The organism is Streptomyces sp. NPDC002181 (assembly GCF_042890485.1).
Classification (GTDB): domain Bacteria; phylum Actinomycetota; class Actinomycetes; order Streptomycetales; family Streptomycetaceae; genus Streptomyces.
Map to the genome: position 1 here is coordinate 107,093 of NZ_JBIASC010000017.1, position 19,654 is coordinate 126,746.

Genomic DNA, 19,654 nt, shown 5'->3' on the forward strand with positions numbered 1-19,654 from the left:
GTCCGTTGACCTTTCGCGGCATGTCTCGATCACCCCATACTCCAGGACCCGACAAGCAGACGGACGACGAAGGAGCACGGTGAGCGCAGCGGCGGCAGCAGGGACCTGGAAGCTCGGCGACCTGGAGGTGAATCGCATCGGCTACGGCGCGATGCGGCTGACGGGCAACGGCATGATGGGCAACTCCGATGGCACACCGATCGACCGCGACGTCGCCGTCGGCCTCCTGCACACGGCATTCGAGCAGGGTGTCAACCACATCGACACGGCCGCCTTCTACTTCTCGCCGCTGCGCTCCGCGAACGAGCTCATCAACCGCGCCCTGTCGTCCTGGTCCGGCGACGTGACCGTGGTGACCAAGGTCGGCCCGGCGCGCGATCCCTCCGGTGAGTGGCTCGACATGGCCCGCCCCGACCAGCTGCGCGGACAGGTCGAGGAGAACCTGCGCCAGCTCGGCCGCGACCACCTGGACGTGGTGAACCTGCGCTGTGGCGGCCCCGGTACGGCCTCGGTCAGCGAGCACTTCGGCGCCCTCGCCGAGCTGCGCCGGGCGGGCCTCATCCGGCACCTCGGGCTCTCGGCCGTCCGCCCGGAACACGTGACCGAAGCACTGACGATCGCACCCGTGGTCTGTGTGCAGAACCCTTACGGCCTGGACTGGCGCCGCGCTGACGAGAGCGGGCTCGTGGACCTGTGCCGGGAGCGGGGCATCGCCTTCGTCCCGTTCTTCGCGGTCTCCGGCCTACGGCGCGAGGCGGCCGCGGGCCGGGAACACGACGCGCGCGTCCACTCCGTGGCGCGCGCTCACGATGCGACGCCGGCCCAGGTACGGCTCGCCTGGACGCTCCACCGTGGTCCCCACGTGCTGGCCATTCCCGGCACCACGAACCCGGCACACCTCGCAGAGAACATCGCTGCCGGAACTCTGCGTCTGACCGAGGAACAGCTGGCCGTCCTCGACGGAGCGGGCGAGGACATGGACTGAGCCCGCCTCGTCCTTCTGGCCGCCATCGCCCGCCGGGTCGCACTCCACATGCTCCGACCGGCCCGAGCCCTGGTCGTAGATGACTGCTTCCATCTCCCGCGCATGCTTCACCGGCTCCATCTCATGCGCCCGCGGCCGGTTCTCGCCTTGAGCCTGCGGCCAGTGGGACGCCGGTGCGGCGGTACTGGGCGAGCGAGGCGGGTGAGTCCCGGCTCCCGGCGGCTTCGAGCGGGATCTCGGCCGGGGTGGGCGGGCGGCGGACCGGCGTGTACCCGGGCAGGCGCAGGGCTCCCCAGACGTAGGGGTCGGCCTGGGCGCTGCCGAAGGGTGACCAGGCGAGCCTGCTGTGCCCTGTCTTGTCCTGGGTGTCGGAGTCGTAGACCAGGAAGTTCGCGCGCAGGCGGGCGGGGTCGGCGGTGGCGGGCAGATCGCCCAGGGGGATCTTCACTTCGACGGTGTAGCCGGTGTACGGCTGGGTGAGGGTGGCGGCGACCGCCATGCCGGGTGCCGTACGGGCGGCCGGGCCCTGGCGGTTGTCGCCGTCCCGTCCGGCGCACGGGCCGTCCTGGCCGGCGGTGTAAGGAAGAACGCCGGCCTTGAAGGTGGTCGAGGTGTCGTCGGAGGCACCGCCGGGGTCCAGGTCGATCTCGACGGAGTCGGTGCGCCAGTGGCGTTTGCAGTCACCTGCGCCGTCCAGCGCGACGCCCTTCGTATCGTCGGAGACCCGCATCAAGACGTACAGGGCGTCCGCGTGGCGGGAGAGGTGGACGGCAGCCGAGCAGTCGGCCGGCGTCGCGCATTCACCGCCTTCCCAGTGCTGCAGCGTCAGCGGCGGTCCCGGGTACTCACCGGGTTCCGCCTTCCCGTCCACGACGGGAGCCACTGCGACGGCCGGCACGCTGGTGGCGGGGTGGGACGGGTAGGCGGGTTGTGCGCCGTTGGCGAGCCACGGCAGGCCCGTCTGCCGTGCCCAGTCCCTGAACTCCGCGTACAGGGGAAGCAGCCCGCTCTGCTCACGCACCGGCGCCGTCACGGCCTTGCCCTCGCTGGCCAGCACGGTGAACCACTCGCACGGCAGCTGCCCGGTGGGCGTGGTGACGGTCGCCGGCAGGACGCCGAAGCCCTGCGAGGTGTAGCTGCGTGCCGCGTCGCGTTCCACCTGGGCCCACGTCTTGCCGGCGTGCGCGCGCGAACGCACGCCGCTCCAGTACCCCCGTAGCGGCAGGCCGGTGTGCGGATCTCGTACCCGGTCCGTGCCGCAGCCGGGCCCCACCGGCCCGTTGAACCCCCAGCTCTGCGTCAGCAGCGTCGCGGGCTTCCACGGCTCGTACCCCTCGCGGGAGATCTGCTCGGGGAATGCGGCGGGGTCACCGGCCAGCCGGAACGCCTCGATCGTCAGGCGCGCGGCCTCCTGGTGCGCGCCGTGCTGGTGGAAGGGGCGTACCTCCGTGGTCACCACCGTCGTGGGAGTGGTCGCCCGGATCAGCCTCACGATCCGTTCCAGGGTGTCCGTGGGCCGCGCGGCCGCCTTGTTCCACACTTCGGCGGTCAGCGGAGCGGACAGCGTGTACCAGAAATCCGGTTTGTCGAGGTAGAAGACATTGCGGATTCCGGCCAGGGCGACGGCCTTGCGCTCCTCCGTCTCCCGCAGGAACCCCAGCTCGGCTCCCTCCTGTGGGCCGGCGGCGTTGCCTCCGCCCTCGCCCCGGGTGATGGTGACGACGCCCGTACTCAGCCCTTCGCGCTCCTTCAACTGGCCGAAGGTGGCCAGCGACTGGTACTCGTCGTCGGGATGGGCCCCGACGAACAGCACGTCGGTATGGGCGGTACCGCGGTCCGCCGTGGGCGCGCCGGGCAGGCCCACCACGGCCTGGGCGGCGGGCCCCTGCAGGGCCAGGGCGGTACTCAGCGCGAATACGGCGGCTCCGGTCGGCGCAGCGCGCCGCCGCCATGCGTGTGGAGTCAAAGGACCATTCCTCCTGGACGGTGCCGCTCCCCGGAACGTGGGGCGGAACGCGCGGTTCTCGCACCGCAGGCCGGCTTTGGATCCCGCCGGAGGTGCGGCTGCGGCCGCATGCAGAAGGCCCGCCGCAGCCGTGTCCACGTCTTCGGGCCTGCCGAGAAGCGGACGGCCCGGACGTGGCGAAGTCACTCCAGCCGCTTCGGCATCACGATCCGGCTCGCGCGTTCTCCGGGTCCCGAGATCAGGCACCATGTCTCGCGGTCCAGGATGCCGTCTCCGCCGGGCTTCGCCTTCACCGTCGGCGGGAACGTCACCTCGGAGGCCAACAGGTCGAATTCCAGTGGCAGTTCCAGCTCGCATACGGCCCCGCCGCGAGGATCCACGATGAAGCCTTCGCGGCCCGGCACGTAGCGGTTGCCGTGCGCGAGCAGCAGCTCGACCACGGGCAGCAGGCTGCGGTAGGGCTCCGCGCTTTCCGGATCCCCGGGGGAGATCTCAATCATGGTGGGGCCCTTTCACTCGGGACGGGCCGCTACGGGACGGTACCTGCTGCCCGTTCGGCAGGGGCCAACGCGCGCGGTGGGGGCGGCGCACGCTCATTGGCCGCTGCGGAGCTCGTCGAGCTTCTCCGCGAAGGCCTTCGTCTCCGCGATCAGGTGCGCGCGGGCGTCCTCCTGGTTCTTGTCGCCCTCCTTCTTGAACGCCGCCGCGAAATGCGGCTGGAGCTGGGTCCACCAGCCCTGGTCCAGCATCGCCCAGGCCTGAGGACACAGCGGGGCGCGGGTCTTGGGCAGGTAGCCAGCGCCGACCAGGGGGCCTTCGTACTTCTTCGGGTCGCTTCCTTCGAGGTAGCACAGGAAGTTGAAGACCCGCGCCTGGGTGACGGGGTGATCGCTGGAGAGCCCTTCCAGGGTCGTCGTGCCCTCCTTGCGGGCGAGCTCGTCGAAGACGAGCGCCGCCGCGAGCGAGGGAGCGGGCCCGACCTCGTTGACGGTGTAGAACGACGCGAACCCGTCGGCGGCGTCCTCCTCCAGTCCCAGGTTCGCCAGCATGAGCTGACGCTGCAGGGCGTGGCCCAGTTCGTGACCGAAGATGAACTGGGTCGACAGCGCGGTCAGGTCGTCGGCGTTGTACTCGTCCTGGGGGAACACGGCGGGACGCTCGACGGTCTTGGCCACGTCCGTGGCCACCCCCTCGACCTTGGTGAGGAACTCCGGGGGCACGTAGATCGTTCTGCCGTCGGGCTGGGTCACCGCGTCCTCGACCCCGGGCGGGACCTTGTCGGTGACCTTCACCGCCAAGTCGTGCGGGAGGGCGAGTGACGTGTTCACCCAGTCGGCCGCCTGCTCCAGGACGCGGGACTTGCGGATCACCTCGACGACACGCCTGTTCTTCGGTGCGATCTCAGCGTCCTCGTAGACGACCGTGACCTTGCCGGTCGGCTCGTCCCCCTCGTCGTCGCCACCGCAGGAGACGAGTGCGAAGCCGATGACGAGGAGCGCGCCCGCCATGGCGGTCCGCACGAGGGTCGAGTAGCCACCACTGCTCACCGCCCGATTATTTCGGCCCGACCCGCTGACCGGCGCGCGACACCCCGCCGCGTTCGGGTTCGCGTTCGGGTTCGCGTGCGGGTTCGCGTTCGGGCTCGTGTGATGCCCGCACAGGACGACTCAAGTGGCAGCGCGAAACCCATCGGCCGGAACCCCCGGCACGTCGTGGGTGCCGGCGCGCGCCGCGGCGCACGGCCAGGGAAGCGGCCACGGCCTTCATCGCGGCAGCGGCCGCTCTGCTCAACCCCGGCCACCGCTGACCATCGCCCCTCGGACGGCTCGATCGAGGGCGCGGTACGGAAGCGTTGCCGTGCCCGTCCCGAAGGGCCGGTGTTCAGGCGGGAAGAGCGTCGGCCAGGCCCGCGCCGAGGAGTCGGAAGGCCCGGTCGGCGGCGGCCACCGCCTCGGGGTAGACGTCGTCGGCCGGGCGGCCCGCCTGCACCTGGTCGCTGTTGCGGTCGGCGAGGGTGCGCAGGACGGTGACGATCTGCACCGCGGCGAGCCGTGCGGTGAGCTCGTCGACGCCGGTCTCCTCCAGAGCCTCGGCGAGGGCTGCGATGCTGCGCTCCGCGTACCGGAGCAGTCGCTCGCTCAGGCTCGCCGTCGTGCTCAGCAGCCGGGCGAAGGCCAGGGCCTCGGGGTCGGAGGTGAGCCCGGTGTTCGGTTCCCGCCGGGCCAGGGCGTCCAGCTCGTGCGCGTGCAGGGCGGCCAGCGGACTCGTGCCGGCCGCGCGGGTGCGGACCACGCGGGCCGATTCGTGCTCGTGGTCGGCGAACACGTGCAGGACCAGGTCCTCCTTGGTGGGGAAGTACGTGAACAGCGTGCGTTTGGACACCTCGGCAGCCTCGGCGATCTCCACGATCGACACGTCGTCGAAGCCGCGGCTCAGGAACAGTCGCAGAGCCGCTTCGAAGATCGTCTGACGGGTGCGCTGCTTCTTGCGCTCCCGGAGTCCAAGTTGTTCAGCCATGCAGCCACGATAGCAATTGGGGTACTCAGGCGAAAGTTGCACCTGGTATAGTTATCGACCAGGTGAAGGAATCGTCCTGGGAGGCTTCATGAACACGCAGGTCACTGACGTCATCGTCGTGGGGGCCGGCGGCGCCGGACTGACGCTCGCCACCGAGCTCGCCCTCGTCGGTGCATCCGCCGTGGTGCTGGACCAGCTGCCCGGTCGCAACCTCCAGTCCCGCGCAGGGGCGATCCAGCCCCGCACCGCAGAGATGCTCGCGCTGCGCGGTCTGCTGGACGACGCTCTCGGGCGGTCGATCGACTACCAGCTCGTCGGCGGCCACTTCGCCGGACTGCCCGTCGCGCTGGACTACGCGGCGTGGGACACCCGCTATCCGAACCCCGTCCTGCTCCCGCAGGACCAGCTGGAGGCGGTGCTTGAGGAGCGGCTCGCCAAGCTCGGCGGCCAAGTGCTCAGGGAGCACCGGCTGACCGGCCTCCGCCAGGACGCCGACGGCGTCACGGTCACCGTGGCCGCACCGGACGGCGACCGGTCGCTGCGGGGCCGCTACCTCGTCGCCTGCGACGGCGCCCACAGCACCGTGCGCAAGATCGTCGGAGCGGATTTCCCCGGCCTGCCCGCCACGATCCGCATGGCCACCGCAGATCTGCTGTTCTCCGGCGACATCGACGACCGTCCCGGCGGACACATCAGCTCGCGGATCCACACCTCACCCGAGGGCCACTTCGCCATGATCACGCCGTTGGCGAACGGACTCCACAAAATCATCTTCAGCGGTCCGCGGACCATGCTGGCCGAGCGGGACGCTCCGGTGACGGTCGGGGAGGTCCGCGAGGTGCTGCACGCCACCCACGGCGGAGCGCTCGATGTCGCCGAGATCCGCTACGCCTCCCGCTTCAGCGACGCCAGCCGACAGCTGGAGCAGTACCGCCACGGGCACGTGTTCTTCGCCGGAGACGCCGCCCACATCCACTCCCCGGCCGGAGGCCAGGGGCTCAACCTCGGAGTCCAGGACGCGTTCAACCTCGGCTGGAAGCTCGCCGCGGTCCTGCGCGGCGAGGCGGGCGAGGAACTGCTGGACACCTATCAGACCGAGCGGCACCCCGTCGCCGCGCGGGTGCTCGCCCTCACCCGGGCCCAGGGAGTGGTCATGGGGCCGCAGCGCGATGGCGGGCTGGGCGAGCTGCGCGACGTGCTCACCGACCTGCTCCGCCTGCCCGAAGCCAACCGGTACATGGCCGGCGTGATGGCCGGGCTCGACCTCTGCCTCCCGTCCCCTGACGCCGCCGCACATCCGCTGCTGGGCCTGCGGATGCCCGACCTCGCCCTCGACCTCGGGGACGGCGAGCGGGTCCGGTTCAGCGATCTGATGCGCACGGGACGCGGCGTCCTGCTCAACCTCACCGACGCCCCCCTCGCCTCCGCGGCGCCCTGGAGCGACAGGGTCGCTCACATGCGGGCCCGGCTGGAGTCCGGCTCGCTCGACGCCGAGGCGATACTCATCCGCCCGGACGGATACGTCTGCTGGGCCGGAGGCGCCGGTCTCACCGAGACCCTCACCCGCTGGTTCGGCCCGGCCGACCTCGTGGACGACGGGTTGGTGGGGAAGTCCGCGTGAGGGGAGGGTGCGCGGTTCGACTCGTTCGCCGGGACCGTCAGCCGGAGACGATGCGCCGGCCACCGATCGGCTGCGACAGGAGCTCGTGGCAGTCAAGACGAACGCCGGGCGCATGAGCGGCGGCACGCAGGTCACCCTGAACGGCTCCGGTCTGCCCCCTGCGCCAGGGTGGCTCTTCGGCACCCTGGGACCCGACGGCTGCTTCACGGGACGCCAGGCCGTCGACGTGGTGGTCCTCAGCGACTCAGCCCTGGTTGCAACCACCCCCGAATGGCCGCAGGCCGAGACCGTCTCCGTCTACGCCGCGACCGCTTGCGCCGGCTCACGAGCCCGGTGACCTTTCACGTACACGGACTGAGCGCCGCGTCGTGCCAACGGCGGCCCACGGCTGACCGCGGCGGTGCCGGGCTGTCGAGCCGAAGGGGCCGGTTCGGAACGCCCGGGGGAGTACCGCGGTGCCAGGGCGCGGATGGAGCCGTTCAGGTGAATGATCGTCACGTTCGGTGGGGCTGGGCGTTGTAACAGGAGTCTCCACTTCCGTGCAGTCGTGTGACAGAAAGACTCGTGATGATCAAGAAGATGATGGCCACCGCCGCTGCGACCGCTTCCATCCTCGGCGCCGGTGCCGCGGTTGCCGCCCCGGCCATGGCCATCGGCAACGACAACGGGGTCAACTCCGTCAACGGCAACGGCGCCTCGCAGATCTACGGCAACCAGAAGACGGCAGGCGCGATGAGCCCGCAGCTCGGCCTGGTTCAGGGCACCCTGAACAAGCCCTGCATCGGTCTCCCGGCGAAGGTCAACGCCCAGTCGATCCTGGCAGCCCTCAACATCGGCGTCCAGGACATCAACGTCCTGTCCAACCCGATGAACCAGCAGTGCACCGAGAACTCCACCCAGGCCAAGGGCGACGAGCCGCTCTCCCACATCCTGGACAACATCCCGGTCCTCTCCGGCAACGCCAGCCTCGGCAGCTGACGCAGCCCCCTCTACGAGCCGGGGCCTCCAACTCTGCACGAGTGCCCACGAGACCCCGGCTTCTTCCACCGGACCACCCTCGCGCGCTCCCGCCCTCGTGGCCGGTGAGCGGGCCGCCGATTCGGGCGCCGGTCCTCACGTCGAGCCTCTCGTCCGATCGGACGAGAGGCTCGACGCATTCACCCGTCGGGCCGGCAGGCCGACCGGGAGGGGACGTCGATCTTGAGGACGGCTGTGGCCCCGAGCGGGGTCGCCGGAGCGGGCGAGCATCAGCCCTCGGGGGAGTTCCAGGCTGAGCCGCCACCAAGGCTCGGCGCAGTCGGGAGTCCGCCGCGGAGGGCTGCGGCGCGGGCTTTGCCGTCGACGGCCTTCAGCGCGGCCTGGAGCTGGCCTTCGGCCACCCCGGCGCCCGGGCTGTCAGGCCCGCCGGGGACTGGCGACCGATGCCCCGGCCGGCAGTCAGCCGCCGTGGGTCAGCGGCTCACCCAGGACACCCCGGCCGTGGAGAAGAAGTCGCCGTCGGGCGTGTAGATGACGACGTTCCGAGAGGCGCCCTTCGGTCCGGCGGACGCGGAGTGGACGTGGTACTGGTTGCGGTACAGGTAGCCGGAAACCCGCGGGCACCGACCGTCCGCCCTGTCGTCCGTGACGGTCGCCACGATGACGTTCTTGTCCTCGCAGTACTGGATCCAGGCGTGGCCTTCCCCACGGCCGGCCGGCCGGCCAGGCTTCCCCGCACTGCCAGGTGGCTCCTGCGGGAGCTGCCGACGCGGTACCCGTGAGCATTGTGGCGGCGAGCAGCGCGGCGCTGCCCAATGCGGCCGCGGCCTTCTTGCGCATGCAGAGCCCCTTCGCGATGACGGTGGACGACCGGGGTGTCCTGCCGACATCACCTCCCCCTGCCCCAAGATGACGGCTCGTCGGCCGCGCCGGACGCTGGTCAGGGGGATCGGCCGGGCGAGGCGGTCATCCGGCCGAGCGGGCCGCCTTGACGGATGGAGCGTCCACCGCGCCGGGGAGGGTGGGCGTGTGGGGCGCGCCGGGGTACGGAGGGTCCTGCCCGGCACGCGGCGGCGCTCGGGCGCCGGTGTCACTTTCCCCGGCGAGAGCTCCGGAGACGAAGAAAAACTGCGCGGGGCAGCCGGTGGCCGACGCGTAGGCCGTCCTGCCGGGAGCGGCCCGACCATAGGGGAACGAGGGGCACCGGGGGCCCGTGTGGCGATAGGTAAAGGTTCAACCATGTCTGGAAAGCCATGGATGGGGCCAGAAATACTTAGGCTAGCCTCACCTTATGAATCTCATACATATGGCCGCCTCGGCCGGCTACACCACGCCTCCGTCCTGGCGGGTCCTGACCAAGACCGGCTACTTCGTCGGCCTGTCCGGTGTCATCGGCTCGACGGTCACGTACGCGGCATCGGTGCGCCCGGCTCTGCGCGAACCAACGCGCCACGGCGGCGACGTGGACGTGATCAGGCGAAGAACGGCGAGCTACCTCGCCTGGTCCGGGGTGGTCCTGCTCGTCGCGGGGTACTTCCAGCTCGCCGCCCGACTGGCCCGGGCCGGCAAGGGCATGCCGTTCGGCGATGCGCTCTCGCCCGCGCGGATCTGGGACTTCCTCCGCGCCCCGGCGGGCAAGGAAGCCTGGATCGCCCAGGGCACGATCTACCTGGTCCAGAACCTCGTCCTGCTCGTCGCCTCCGCCACGCTGATCGCTCTGTTCCTGCCACGCGCTCGGCGACACCTGAACGTCATAGCGCTGACGGCACTGCCGATGGGCCTCGCCGTGACGCTCATCGCGGCGGTGCCGGCCACCGCTCCGAAGGACGCGGAAAAGGTCTTGGACCTCGTGTTCGACCAAGTCCACATCATCAGCGGCGTGGTCTGGATCGGCGGACTGGCCTTCCTCGCCGGCCTCGCCGCCTCCCGCCGTCGCCTGGGCGAGAGCGCGGGCATGCTCTGGGCGGAGATCTGGCGCTACTTCTCCTTCGTCGCGCTGGTCTGCGTGGGCGCGGTGCTCACCTCCGGTCTGTGGCTGAGCTGGAAGCACGTCGGCTCGATCACCCAGCTGTGGACCACGACCTACGGACTCTTCGTCCTCATCAAGATCCTGTTGGTGCTCGGCATGGTGGCGGCGGGCGCCGTCAACCAGTTCTGGCTGACGCCCCGCATCGTCCAGGCCCGTCGGGACGACGACGCCTCCTCGCTCCTGCACCTCACCCTGAGCCACTTCCCCAAGGTGGTCTGGGGCGAGGTCGCCCTCGGGATCGCGGTCCTGGCCGTCGTCCCCTTCCTCAGCGGCTCGGCCCGCTCCGAAGCCGGCAGCCCGCCGGCCGTCTCCAGCGGCAGCGTCTTCGCGGTGGGGGCGCTCCTGGTCCTCACCCTGGCGGCCTCCCTCTGGGTCACCGTGAAGACGTCCGACGCCCTGGCCAGGCGTACGGTTCCCACCCCGGTCTGACTCTGCCCGGGTGGTTCCGGTTTCGCCGGAGCTGATCCGGCCCTCCGAAAGCAGCGATCCCGTGGTGATCCCACGCCAGACGACAGCCGAGGAGTCCGGGATGTCAGGGATCTCAGGGATGAGCGAGCGGCCGGCCACCGCGCCCGTGCCCAACGTCAGCCCCTTGACGGACATGCGGCCGCGTCCTGGAGGACATCGCAGTGAACGGCTGCCCCTCCCCGGAAACCGGGGTGCCGCGGGAGACCGCTCGCGACGCCCATCCGGCCCGACTGGCGGGTGAGCAGCCTCGTGCCGCCTGACCCCGCAGGACGCCGCTGGCGCGTCGTCACGGAGTGCGGGTCATCTATTACGTGACCGCGCTCCGGACGACCACGATCGTGGCGTACGTCGAAGCCTGACTTGACGGGCTCCGTGGCGGTTGTTCCCGCAGCGCCTTTCGCCCGTCACCAGGTGGCGCTTGGGCGGCTGGTGGGGCGACACGCCCCACGGACCGCCTGGTGCGGATCGCGGCGTCCCTACGATGCACGGACCGATACCGCCATGAAAGGGGAGCGTTCCGTGGGCTCTCGTCTCAACCCGTACATCAGCTTCGCCGGTGACGCCCGACAGGCCCTGGAGTTCTACCAGGCCGCCCTGGGGGGCACGTTGGACCTGAACACCTACGAGCAGTACGGCGCCCCGACACCGGACTACAACGACAAGATCATGCACGGCATGCTTGAGACCGGCGGCGGCCTGACCCTGATGGCCGCGGACACCCCGCCCGGGATGGAACACCGGCCCGGGAACAACATCTCGGTCAGCCTCAGCGGCGAGGACGCCGATGAACTGCGCGGCTACTGGGCGAAGCTGTCCGAGGGAGGCACGGTGGCCGTCCCGCTGGAGAAGCAGATGTGGGGCGACGAGTTCGGCATGTGCGTGGACAAGTTCGGCATCACCTGGATGGTCAACATCTCGGAGGCCTGAAGGCACGCTGCCCTCGTCCGCCCCGGGCGACGCCCCCGAACGAGGGCCGTACGGAAGACCCGACCACCCCGGTCCGCCCACCGCTCACCGTCCGGCAGTTCGGGTACGTGCCGGGGTGGCACACGGCGTCTCCTGTCGCGGGATCTCCGCCGGGGCCGGGACGGGGTTGGTGGGGGCGGCTGTCGGGGCCGGTATGACGTCCCGGTCGGCACCGGGTCCAACGGGACACGGACGGGCGGAGCGGGAGCCGAAGCGCAGCACATACCGGCCGAGGGACAGTCCTCCTCGCCCTTCCAATGGGCCTTGGCGGACCTCTCCTCCGGGACTGGGGCGAACCGGTTCCGGGCCGCGATGGACGACCTGCACCGACACATCGCGAAGGAGGAGGACGGCCTCTTCCCTCCGCCCTCACCGCCCTGACGGGCGACGAACGGGACGTGTCCGTCCAGGCGTGGCGCACGGCCCATCCGGGCGCCGTTCTCCGTCCGGCTGACCTCGGCCGGCCGCTTCCTCGGCCCGGCCCTCACGAGACCGGGCACTCGACCCACGACGCAACCGGGTCACGCCCGTCACCGGGCAGAGACTCGAAACCGACATCGTGCTGCGCGGCGACTGCAACGGCGCTCCCTGGTCCGCGCCCGCCGGCGGACGCCGTTGCTGCGCCAACCCGGCCACGTGGTGCGGACGTGTACCCGTGAACGCCGGTGGAAGGGCCGGAGCCGACGTACGGTCGAGCAACGGGCCGAGCCCTGCGGCCGGCACCGCACACCCTGGCGTCGGCCGCAGGGCTCGGCCCTCGACGCCATGACCGGAACAGGAGCGGAGCAGGCGATGCTTCTCTACGCCCAGACCCCAGCACGGCGCAACCGCCAGATCCTCGCGGACCTGATCGCCGTGGCCGTGATCGCCGTCGCGGTGTGGATCGCGCTGGCCGTCCACGACGCGATCATGCTGCTGGCCGAGCCGGGACGGAAGGTGGAGAGCGCCGGCGAAGGCTTCGCCAGCGCTCTCGACGACGCCGGCGAAACAGCCTCGGACGTGCCGCTGGTCGGCGGCCTTCTGAAGAAGCCGTTCCAGTCCGCGGCCGACGCCGGCACCGGGCTTGCCGACGCCGGGCAGTCCTTGCAGGACGCCATCAGCCAGTTGGCCACCCTTGTCGCAGTCGTTCTGATCGTCGTCCCGGTGGTCTTCGTACTCCTGGTGTGGCTTCCCCTGCGCTTGCGCTGGATCCGCCGCAGTGCCACCGTCCGAAGCCTTTTCGACGGACCTGGGGGCGCCGACCTCCTCGCGTTGCGCGCCCTCACCGGGCCGCCGCGCGACCTCCGTGCGGTCCCCGCCCCGCCGGGTGGCCTCGCGGATGCCTGGCGCCGCGGTGACCAGCAGGTCATCGCCGCCCTGTCCGAGATCGCACTCGCACGGGCGGGCCTGCGGCCCTGACGGGCACAACAGCGGCCCGTGCCACAGGAGGCACACCAACCCGAGCCGCCCATCACTCGTCTCGAGCCACCCAGTAGGTCGGCTCGACGCTTGACAACGGTCGTTCGGAATCCGTCACGCCGCGCGGCTGTCCTGCGTGCCATCGATGTTTGAACGGGCAGGCGGTGCACGTCTGGACGGGACGTCCTGCACATCGCTGACCTGGAATGATGACGGTGCTCGTGGGCCTCGTTCCAGTGCTCTCGTCCGGCTTCGAAGGCGAGACCGCAAGTCCAGAGGGTGCGGATGCCGACCCGGAACGGAGGGAGCGAACGGACGTGCCCGAGGAAGGCTGACTGACCGCCGGCAGGCGAACGCGAGCGGCGGTGTCAGCGCCGTGCGCCCCAGCCGCTCGCGCACGCTTGGCCGACGTCCGGCTGCGCCCAGCCGATGCCGCCGTCGGCGCAGGCTACGCACGGCGGACGCCACCGGGGGGCGGCGGGCGGCGTGTCTTCGCCGTGGCGGGTGCGTTACCAGGGCGGAAGTCGATTTCGTCCTGGGAGTGGTCGGGTGTCGCTGAAGTCGCGTTCGTTCCGGGTGGGTGCCTTATCGGGTCTCGGGTCGGCCGGACCCGGCGCACCGTCACGGGCCCGGTCGGATGCCCCTGCGGCCGATGCGGCTGCGGACCCGCAGGCCCTGCCCGTCCAGGCCCGGTTCAGCGCGACGGGCACCGACCGGGGGCGGAACTGTTCACGGCGGCGATGCCCGAAGGTCCGGTCCGCGATGCGATCCTCGCCTCCCCGGCCCGGCCGGCGGCCCGGATGACCCTCCTCGGCCGGCACGGTGTCGATGCCGAGGGGTTCCTGCCGCGCACGGCAGGGGCGGCGGTGTCGACGGGGCGGTTGCCGCTCTCCCGGCCCCGTCCGGCGCGGCATCGGCGGCCGGGCTCGGGGCCGGTGTTCCCTACCGCCCGGCCCGCGCCCGCGTCGACCCGCTACACCCCGCCGACCGCCGCCGAGCCGACCGCGCCCGCGGCTTCGACCCCGTGCAGGGGGTGACGGCGCGCAGGCGGCGCCGGGTCGGGTACAGCGTCCTGGCCGGGTTGGCGTTCGGCGCGGCCGGCTGGTGGGCGGACTGGGCGGGGTACGACACCGCGGGCACGGTGTTGGGGGTGTCGGCCGGGGCGGCGGTGCTGGCGGGTTCCTGGCGTACGGGCGCCCTGCACCTTTCCTGGCCCGCGGACCCGCCACTACTGGACGCCGCTGCGCCGACGCCGGGGGAGGAGGCGGGGGCGGTGGCGGACCGGGAGCGGTCGGTGCGGCTGCTGTACGCGATCGACGCCGCCGCGGGTGGCGACGGGTCGGGGAGGGTGGGGGAGTTGTCGGAGTTCGAGCGGATCGTGCTGCACGGCCTGGCCCGAGCGCCGGGCCGGCCGTATCCGCCACCGGGCCACGGCTACCCGCGCCCCTGAGCCCCCGCTGTGCATGGACCTTTCGTCGCCCCGTCACCCGGACACGGCCGTGCCCGCCCCGCCCGGCGTGATGGCCGGTCAGAGGAACGAATCACGGAGGGCGGAAGAACGATCTTGCGGGGCGCCGGCGAACCGTGTTGGCTTGCTCCTGATCTTGTCCGGCGACAGCGCCGGGCAGCAAGACCGGGGGGAAAAGACCAGATGCGCACTCAGCGAATTCGTGGACTGGCGGCCGTGGTCGCGGCATCCGGCTTAGTCGCGGGCCTGACCCTTGCGACCGGCATGGCCCGAGCCGAATCGGTGACACCGGCGCCGATGCCGACCGGCAGTCCCACCTGCACACCAGACCCGAGCCGGGGGCCGGACCCCACTCCCACTCCCACTCCGAGTCCCACCCGGACTCCGCGTCCGACCACCGAGCCCGGATCCGCGCCGGCTCCGGCCCGCGCACCGCTGGCGGTGGCCTCCGTGCCCGACGCGACCGTGAGTCCTGCCGTCACGCCCGATCCGACCAACAGTCCCACCTGTGCGCCGGGGCCGGCCTGCACCCCGGCCACCACGCCGAGCGCCGCCCCCACGCCCGCGCCGACACGCGTGCCGAGCACGACCCCCACCCGGGTCCCGACCTCCACACCGGTTCCCGCATTTGCCCCCGTACCGGTACCCGACCCGGTCCCGAGCGACGCCATCACGCCGAGCCCGACCTGCACCCCCGGCCCGATACCGAACCCCAGCGCCACGCCGGCCCCCACGGCCACGCCGGCCCCCACGGCCGCACCGAACCCCGGCGTCACGCCGACTCCTTCGCCGAACCCCACGAGGCCGGCCTGGAACCACAGCTGACGAAGAGACGGGGCGGGCCGGCTGCCGGACCGCCATGGCGTTCCCGAACCGCGTCGTCCACTGCCGCCCTGCGCCTTGCCGGCCGCTTCGGCGCCGCCGGTGGCGCCGGGGCGGACACCCGCCGTCCCCTCCGCGGCCGGTTAGCCTTGGGGCATGCGGATCTCCGTTTCCTCGGACATGGACGAACCCGTGGCTCGCGCACTCCTCGGGCAGCTGCGCGACCGCGGACACGAAGTGGTGACGTACGGGGCGCTGCGGCCCGGCGACGACCGGCAGTGGGCAGCCTGCTCGGAGGCGGCGGCCCGCGAGGTCGCCGCCGGGAACGCCGACCAGGCCGTCGTGTGCTGCTGGACCGGTACGGGCGCCTCGATCGCCGCGAACAAGGTTCCCGGCGTACGCGCGGCCCTGTGTACGGACGCCTACACGGCGGACGGTGCGCGCCGCTGGAACGACGCCAACGTGCTCGCGCTCAGCCTGCGCCTGACCTCGGAACCGCTGCTCAAGGAGATCCTCGACGCGTGGTTCGCCGCCGAGGCGAGTGAGGACGCCGAGGACCGGGAGAACGTAGCGCGCGTCGAACGGCTCGACGACACGAGAACAACCACACCCTGAACGCTGCCGGGTAGCCGGTGCGGCCCCGGTGGCTAAGGCTCGATCAGACCGACGCGGATGGCGTAGCGGGTGAGTTCGAGGCGGTCGCGCAGGCCGAGCTTCTGGAGCAGGTTCGCGCGGTGGCGTTCGACCGTCTTGGGGCTGATGACCAGGAGGTCCCCGATCTCCTTGGAACTGTGGCCTTCGGCGACGAGCTTGAGGATCTCCTCCTCGCGTTCGGTGATGGGCCGCTCCGGGATCGGGCCGCCGTTGCGGGCGCGGTCGAGGTAGGTGCGGATGAGGGTGGTCTCCGCCCCGGGGTAGATGAACGGTTCGTCGCGCAGTGCGGCGCGGCAGGCTTCGACGAGGTCGCGGTCGGCGACGGACTTGAGGACGTAGCCGGAGGCTCCGGCGCGCAGGGCTTCGAAGAAGTACTGCTCGTTGTCGTACATGGTGAGCATGAGTATGCGCAGGCCGGGTCTTGTGCGGGCGAGTTCGCGGGCGGCTTGCAGGCCGGTTCGGCGGGGCATGGCGATGTCGAGGACGGCGAGGTCGACGTCGAGGCTGCGGGCCTGGGCGACGGCTTCGGCTCCGTCCGCTGCTTCGCCTACGACGGTCAGGTCGGGTTCGGCGTCGAGGATGAGGCGTACGCCCCGGCGGACGAGGGTGTGGTCGTCGGCGAGGAGGATGCGGGCGGGTCCGGGTCCGGGTACGGGTACGGGTACGGGTTCGAGTCCGGGGCCGGGCCGGGTCATCGGGTGGCCCTCGTGGTGTCGGCGATGTTGGCGATGTCCGTGATACCGGCGGGGTCGGTGATTTCGATCCGGACTTGGGCACCGCCCTGTGGGCCGGCACCGACGTGGAGTCCGGCGCCGATGAGCAGGGCGCGTTCGCGCATCCCGCGGATGCCGGCGCCCTCGGGCGCCTCCCCGAGACCGTGTCCGTTGTCGCGGACCAGCAGGCCGACGCCGCCTCGGGGCGAGGGGCGCAGATGGACCTCTACGCGGGTGGCTCCGGAGTGGCGGGCGGCGTTGGTCAGGCCTTCCTGGGCGACGCGGTAGAGGACGAGTTCGGCGGCGGGGTCCAGGTGGGGCAGGCCTGGGGTGATGTGGGCGGTGACGCCCAGGCGTGGAGTGGTGAACTCCGCGGCCAGGGAGCGCAGCGCACTGTGGAGGCCGAGTTCCTCCAGGACACCGGGGCGCAGGCGGCGGGCGATGCGGCGGATCTCGTCCAGGCTGGCACGGGTGGTCTCCTGGGCCTGGTGCAGGTCGGTGCGGACCGGTTCGGGAACACGGTCGGCGGCATGCTTGAGCTGGAGGAGGACCGCGGTGAGGGTCTGGCCGATCTCGTCGTGGAGCTCCTGGGCGATGCGCTTGCGTTCGGCCTCCAGCGCGGTGAGTACCCGGCCGCTGCTGATCGCCCGCTCCGCTTCGAGCCGGTCCAGCATCGCGTTGAAGGTCCGGGTGAGTCCGGCGACCTCCCCGCCACCGCTGACCGTCGGGCGGGTGGCGGGCTTGAGGAGGTCGGCGGTGGCCATCGCCCGGTTGAGACGGGCGAGCGGGGCCAGGCCGACCTTCAGGAGGACCGCGTTGACGACGAGCATCGCGGCCAGCCCGCCGAGGAGCACGAGAGCCTCCCCGAACAGGACCGGCGTGGAGACGGTGACCGGGCCCAGCAGCAGGGCCACCGCGACGGCGAGAACACCGGCATTCAGGAGGAAGATCCGCCAGTACAACGACACGGCCACACGCCTTTCCAGCCGGTCCCCCAGCATCCTCGACGGCCGCCCGGCCGCCCCGTATCCAGGTGCTGTGACCTGCAGTGGAACCTACTTCCCCGCCCCCATCCTCACGCCGGTGAAGGCTGCTGTCCATCCGTGCCGGCACCCATATTTCGGACACGCGAAAAGTGGCACGATGGGCCCCGCCGCGCGGCCCTTCTCCTGCCCGAGACCGACTGTCCGCCGCAGCGGCGCCACGTACGAGAGCGAACACGAGGGGGACAGCTGTGCCTGCTCCACGGATGAGCACCACGCCACTGCCCGGCATCGGGGTCCAGTACGACCTCACCACCCGCGAGCACCGGCACCTGTCGGTGGTCGCGCACCGGGACGGCACCCGGACGGTGAACCTCTACCGGGCTGACGACCCCGACGCCTGCGCACAGTCCCTGCACCTGACGGGTGCCGAGACGGCCTCGCTGATCGACGCGCTGTTGCCGGCCCACCACAGCCCCAACGTGCTGCACACCACCGACCTGGGCCTGGTCGCCGAGCGGATCGAGCTGTCCGGGCATTCGTACTGGAACGGCCGGGTGCTGGGCGAGACCCGGATGCGCACCGAGACCGGCGTTTCGATCGTGGCCGTACTCCGCCGGGCGGAAGCCCGTCCGTCTCCCGCGCCGGACTTCCGCCTCGCGGGCGGGGACACCCTCATCGTGATCGGCACCCGCGAGGGAGTCGACGCCGCCGCCGCGATACTCGGACGGGAGTGAGACGCCCGTGCACTCCGCTGTGTTCCTGATCGAGTTCGGTGCGATCATCCTGGGCCTGGGCCTGCTGGGCAGACTGGCCGGCCGCTTCCACTTCTCCCCGATACCGCTCTACCTGCTGGCCGGCCTCGCCTTCGGCACCGGCGGACTGCTGCCGATGGGGGCGAGCGAGGAGTTCGTCGCGATCGGCGCCGAGATCGGCGTCATCCTGCTCCTGCTGATGCTGGGTCTGGAGTACACGGCCAGCGACCTGGTCACCAACCTCAAGACCCAATATCCGGCCGGGCTGGTGGACTTCACCCTCAACGCCGTCCCCGGCGCCGTGGCCGCACTCCTGATGGGCTGGGGTCCCGTTGCCGCCGTGGTCCTGGCGGGGGTCACCTGGATCTCCTCCTCCGGTGTCATCGCCAAGGTCATGGGCGACCTCGGCCGCGTCGGCAACCGCGAGACCCCCGTCATCCTGTCCATCCTGGTCCTCGAAGACCTCGCCATGGCCGTCTACCTGCCCATCATCACCGCCCTCCTCGCCGGCGTGAGCCTGGCCGCCGGCAGTGCGACCCTGGCCATCGCCCTCGGCGTCGCCGGAGCGGTCCTGTTCGTCGCCGTCCGCTACGGGCGCCACATCTCCCGCTTCGTCTCCAGCGACGACCCGGAGAAGCTGCTCCTCGTCGTCCTCGGCCTGACCCTGCTCGTCGCCGGCATCGCCCAGCAGCTCCAGGTCTCGGCGGCGGTCGGGGCCTTCCTCGTCGGTATCGCCCTCTCCGGCGAGGTCGCCGAGGGCACCCACACCCTGCTCAGCCCGCTGCGCGACCTGTTCGCGGCCGTGTTCTTCGTCTTCTTCGGCCTGCACACCGACCCGGCGAGCATCCCGCCCGTCCTGCTGCCCGCGCTCGCACTCGCCGCGGTCACGGCGGGAACGAAGATCGCCACCGGCTACTGGGCGGCGAAGCGGGCAGGGATCGGGGTCAAGGGACGCTGGCGGGCGGGCGGCACGCTGGTGGCCCGCGGTGAGTTCTCCATCGTCATCGCAGGCCTCGCCGTCACCGCCGGCATCGAACCCGCGATGGGCCCGCTCGTCACCGCGTACGTGCTGATCCTCGTGGTGATCGGGCCGCTGACCGCTCGCTACACCGAACCCGTGGCCGCCCGGTTCGGGCGCCCCCGCACCCCGTCGGGTCCGGTCCGGGCCGCAGCGCCCTCCCCGCACGGGTTCCCGAAGGACCTCAAGGACCAGGCGCAGGATCCGGCCGGCCGCATGTGAGCGTGGGCAGCCGGGCGGCGATCACCAGTCGGGAGACCGTGCTGCTCGGCCCGTCGTACGGCTTCGCGGGCGCCCCCTGGAGACGAGGCCG

General features: G+C 71.6%; 19 protein-coding genes. 11 read left to right on the forward strand and 8 right to left on the reverse strand.

Annotation, left to right across the window (positions count from 1 at the left end; translation table 11 throughout):
* Nucleotides 1-79: 79 nt before the first annotated feature.
* Nucleotides 80-985, forward strand: a complete 906-nt coding sequence (locus ACFYXV_RS31375) for an oxidoreductase (protein ID WP_389384712.1) — start codon at nucleotides 80-82, stop codon at nucleotides 983-985.
* 121 nt (nucleotides 986-1,106) lie between these two features.
* Here the strand turns inward: ACFYXV_RS31375 and ACFYXV_RS31380 are convergent, their stop codons facing one another.
* The 4 genes from ACFYXV_RS31380 to ACFYXV_RS31395 all read right to left on the reverse strand — a co-directional run bounded on the left by ACFYXV_RS31380 (nucleotide 1,107) and on the right by ACFYXV_RS31395 (nucleotide 5,468).
* A complete protein-coding gene (locus ACFYXV_RS31380) occupies nucleotides 1,107-2,951 on the reverse strand; it encodes a sugar-binding protein (RefSeq protein ID WP_389384713.1) in 1,845 nt (614 codons plus the stop codon).
* 182 nt (nucleotides 2,952-3,133) lie between these two features.
* Entirely contained in the window at nucleotides 3,134-3,451 is a 318-nt protein-coding gene (locus ACFYXV_RS31385) for a hypothetical protein (protein ID WP_389384714.1), read from the reverse strand.
* Nucleotides 3,452-3,544: 93 nt separating this feature from the next.
* The gene (locus ACFYXV_RS31390) at nucleotides 3,545-4,498 is read right to left on the reverse strand and encodes a DUF4344 domain-containing metallopeptidase (RefSeq protein ID WP_389384715.1); all 954 of its coding nucleotides are present in this window, start codon (nucleotides 4,496-4,498) and stop codon (nucleotides 3,545-3,547) included.
* Between the two features lie 334 nt (nucleotides 4,499-4,832).
* Nucleotides 4,833-5,468 (reverse strand): TetR/AcrR family transcriptional regulator, encoded by a 636-nt coding sequence (locus tag ACFYXV_RS31395; protein WP_385462401.1) that lies wholly within the window; start codon nucleotides 5,466-5,468, stop codon nucleotides 4,833-4,835.
* A gap of 88 nt (nucleotides 5,469-5,556) precedes the next feature.
* Here ACFYXV_RS31395 and ACFYXV_RS31400 point away from each other — a divergent pair, with 88 nt between their 5' ends.
* The 3 genes from ACFYXV_RS31400 to ACFYXV_RS31410 all read left to right on the forward strand — a co-directional run bounded on the left by ACFYXV_RS31400 (nucleotide 5,557) and on the right by ACFYXV_RS31410 (nucleotide 8,067).
* Nucleotides 5,557-7,089: an FAD-dependent monooxygenase gene (locus ACFYXV_RS31400; RefSeq protein ID WP_389384716.1), complete on the forward strand. Its 1,533-nt coding sequence runs from the start codon at nucleotides 5,557-5,559 to the stop codon at nucleotides 7,087-7,089.
* Nucleotides 7,090-7,174: 85 nt separating this feature from the next.
* On the forward strand, nucleotides 7,175-7,426 hold the full coding sequence (locus ACFYXV_RS31405; RefSeq protein ID WP_389384717.1) for an IPT/TIG domain-containing protein: 252 nt from the start codon (nucleotides 7,175-7,177) through the stop codon (nucleotides 7,424-7,426).
* Nucleotides 7,427-7,656: 230 nt separating this feature from the next.
* The gene (locus tag ACFYXV_RS31410; RefSeq protein ID WP_383356684.1) at nucleotides 7,657-8,067 is read left to right on the forward strand and encodes a rodlin; all 411 of its coding nucleotides are present in this window, start codon (nucleotides 7,657-7,659) and stop codon (nucleotides 8,065-8,067) included.
* 473 nt (nucleotides 8,068-8,540) lie between these two features.
* Here the strand turns inward: ACFYXV_RS31410 and ACFYXV_RS31415 are convergent, their stop codons facing one another.
* Entirely contained in the window at nucleotides 8,541-8,726 is a 186-nt protein-coding gene (locus tag ACFYXV_RS31415) for a hypothetical protein (RefSeq protein WP_389384718.1), read from the reverse strand.
* 632 nt (nucleotides 8,727-9,358) lie between these two features.
* Here ACFYXV_RS31415 and ACFYXV_RS31420 point away from each other — a divergent pair.
* The 4 genes from ACFYXV_RS31420 (at nucleotide 9,359) to ACFYXV_RS31435 (ending at nucleotide 14,378) form a co-directional block, all read left to right on the forward strand.
* A complete protein-coding gene (locus tag ACFYXV_RS31420; RefSeq protein WP_389384719.1) occupies nucleotides 9,359-10,525 on the forward strand; it encodes a copper resistance D family protein in 1,167 nt (388 codons plus the stop codon).
* Nucleotides 10,526-11,083: 558 nt separating this feature from the next.
* A complete protein-coding gene (locus tag ACFYXV_RS31425; protein ID WP_383351943.1) occupies nucleotides 11,084-11,491 on the forward strand; it encodes a VOC family protein in 408 nt (135 codons plus the stop codon).
* A gap of 804 nt (nucleotides 11,492-12,295) precedes the next feature.
* Complete coding sequence (locus tag ACFYXV_RS31430; RefSeq protein ID WP_385462386.1) at nucleotides 12,296-12,928, forward strand: hypothetical protein; 633 nt, start codon at nucleotides 12,296-12,298, stop codon at nucleotides 12,926-12,928.
* 1,033 nt (nucleotides 12,929-13,961) lie between these two features.
* Nucleotides 13,962-14,378 carry a hypothetical protein gene (locus tag ACFYXV_RS31435; RefSeq protein WP_385462383.1) on the forward strand — a complete coding sequence of 139 codons (417 nt, stop codon included), beginning with the start codon at nucleotides 13,962-13,964 and terminating at the stop codon, nucleotides 14,376-14,378.
* A gap of 209 nt (nucleotides 14,379-14,587) precedes the next feature.
* Here ACFYXV_RS31435 and ACFYXV_RS31440 read toward each other — a convergent pair whose 3' ends face one another.
* The gene (locus ACFYXV_RS31440) at nucleotides 14,588-15,172 is read right to left on the reverse strand and encodes a hypothetical protein (RefSeq protein WP_389384720.1); all 585 of its coding nucleotides are present in this window, start codon (nucleotides 15,170-15,172) and stop codon (nucleotides 14,588-14,590) included.
* Between the two features lie 202 nt (nucleotides 15,173-15,374).
* Between ACFYXV_RS31440 and ACFYXV_RS31445 the strand changes: the two genes are divergently transcribed.
* Complete coding sequence (locus ACFYXV_RS31445; protein WP_385462377.1) at nucleotides 15,375-15,833, forward strand: RpiB/LacA/LacB family sugar-phosphate isomerase; 459 nt, start codon at nucleotides 15,375-15,377, stop codon at nucleotides 15,831-15,833.
* 32 nt (nucleotides 15,834-15,865) lie between these two features.
* On the opposite strand, the gene ACFYXV_RS31450 is transcribed toward ACFYXV_RS31445, so the two are convergent.
* Nucleotides 15,866-16,567, reverse strand: coding sequence for a response regulator (locus ACFYXV_RS31450; protein WP_389384721.1), 702 nt, complete (start codon nucleotides 16,565-16,567; stop codon nucleotides 15,866-15,868).
* A complete protein-coding gene (locus tag ACFYXV_RS31455; RefSeq protein WP_389384733.1) occupies nucleotides 16,564-17,553 on the reverse strand; it encodes a HAMP domain-containing sensor histidine kinase in 990 nt (329 codons plus the stop codon). The genes ACFYXV_RS31450 and ACFYXV_RS31455 overlap by 4 nt, the downstream gene beginning before the upstream one ends.
* A gap of 281 nt (nucleotides 17,554-17,834) precedes the next feature.
* Between ACFYXV_RS31455 and ACFYXV_RS31460 the strand changes: the two genes are divergently transcribed.
* Both ACFYXV_RS31460 and ACFYXV_RS31465 read left to right on the forward strand, forming a co-directional pair.
* Complete coding sequence (locus ACFYXV_RS31460) at nucleotides 17,835-18,305, forward strand: cation:proton antiporter regulatory subunit (RefSeq protein ID WP_383351104.1); 471 nt, start codon at nucleotides 17,835-17,837, stop codon at nucleotides 18,303-18,305.
* 7 nt (nucleotides 18,306-18,312) lie between these two features.
* A complete protein-coding gene (locus tag ACFYXV_RS31465; RefSeq protein WP_389384722.1) occupies nucleotides 18,313-19,563 on the forward strand; it encodes a cation:proton antiporter in 1,251 nt (416 codons plus the stop codon).
* Nucleotides 19,564-19,654 lie beyond the last annotated feature (91 nt).

Excerpts from the sequence above, each read along its gene's own strand:
- ACFYXV_RS31385 (WP_389384714.1), bottom strand. The coding sequence starts at position 3,451 with ATGATTGAGATCTCCCCCGGGGATCCGGAAAGCGCGGAGCCCTACCGC.
- ACFYXV_RS31395 (WP_385462401.1), bottom strand. The coding sequence starts at position 5,468 with ATGGCTGAACAACTTGGACTCCGGGAGCGCAAGAAGCAGCGCACCCGT.
- ACFYXV_RS31400 (WP_389384716.1), top strand. The coding sequence starts at position 5,557 with ATGAACACGCAGGTCACTGACGTCATCGTCGTGGGGGCCGGCGGCGCC.
- ACFYXV_RS31410 (WP_383356684.1), top strand. The coding sequence starts at position 7,657 with ATGATCAAGAAGATGATGGCCACCGCCGCTGCGACCGCTTCCATCCTC.
- ACFYXV_RS31420 (WP_389384719.1), top strand. The coding sequence starts at position 9,359 with ATGAATCTCATACATATGGCCGCCTCGGCCGGCTACACCACGCCTCCG.
- ACFYXV_RS31430 (WP_385462386.1), top strand. The coding sequence starts at position 12,296 with ATGACCGGAACAGGAGCGGAGCAGGCGATGCTTCTCTACGCCCAGACC.
- ACFYXV_RS31445 (WP_385462377.1), top strand. The coding sequence starts at position 15,375 with ATGCGGATCTCCGTTTCCTCGGACATGGACGAACCCGTGGCTCGCGCA.
- ACFYXV_RS31450 (WP_389384721.1), bottom strand. The coding sequence starts at position 16,567 with ATGACCCGGCCCGGCCCCGGACTCGAACCCGTACCCGTACCCGTACCC.
- ACFYXV_RS31460 (WP_383351104.1), top strand. The coding sequence starts at position 17,835 with ATGAGCACCACGCCACTGCCCGGCATCGGGGTCCAGTACGACCTCACC.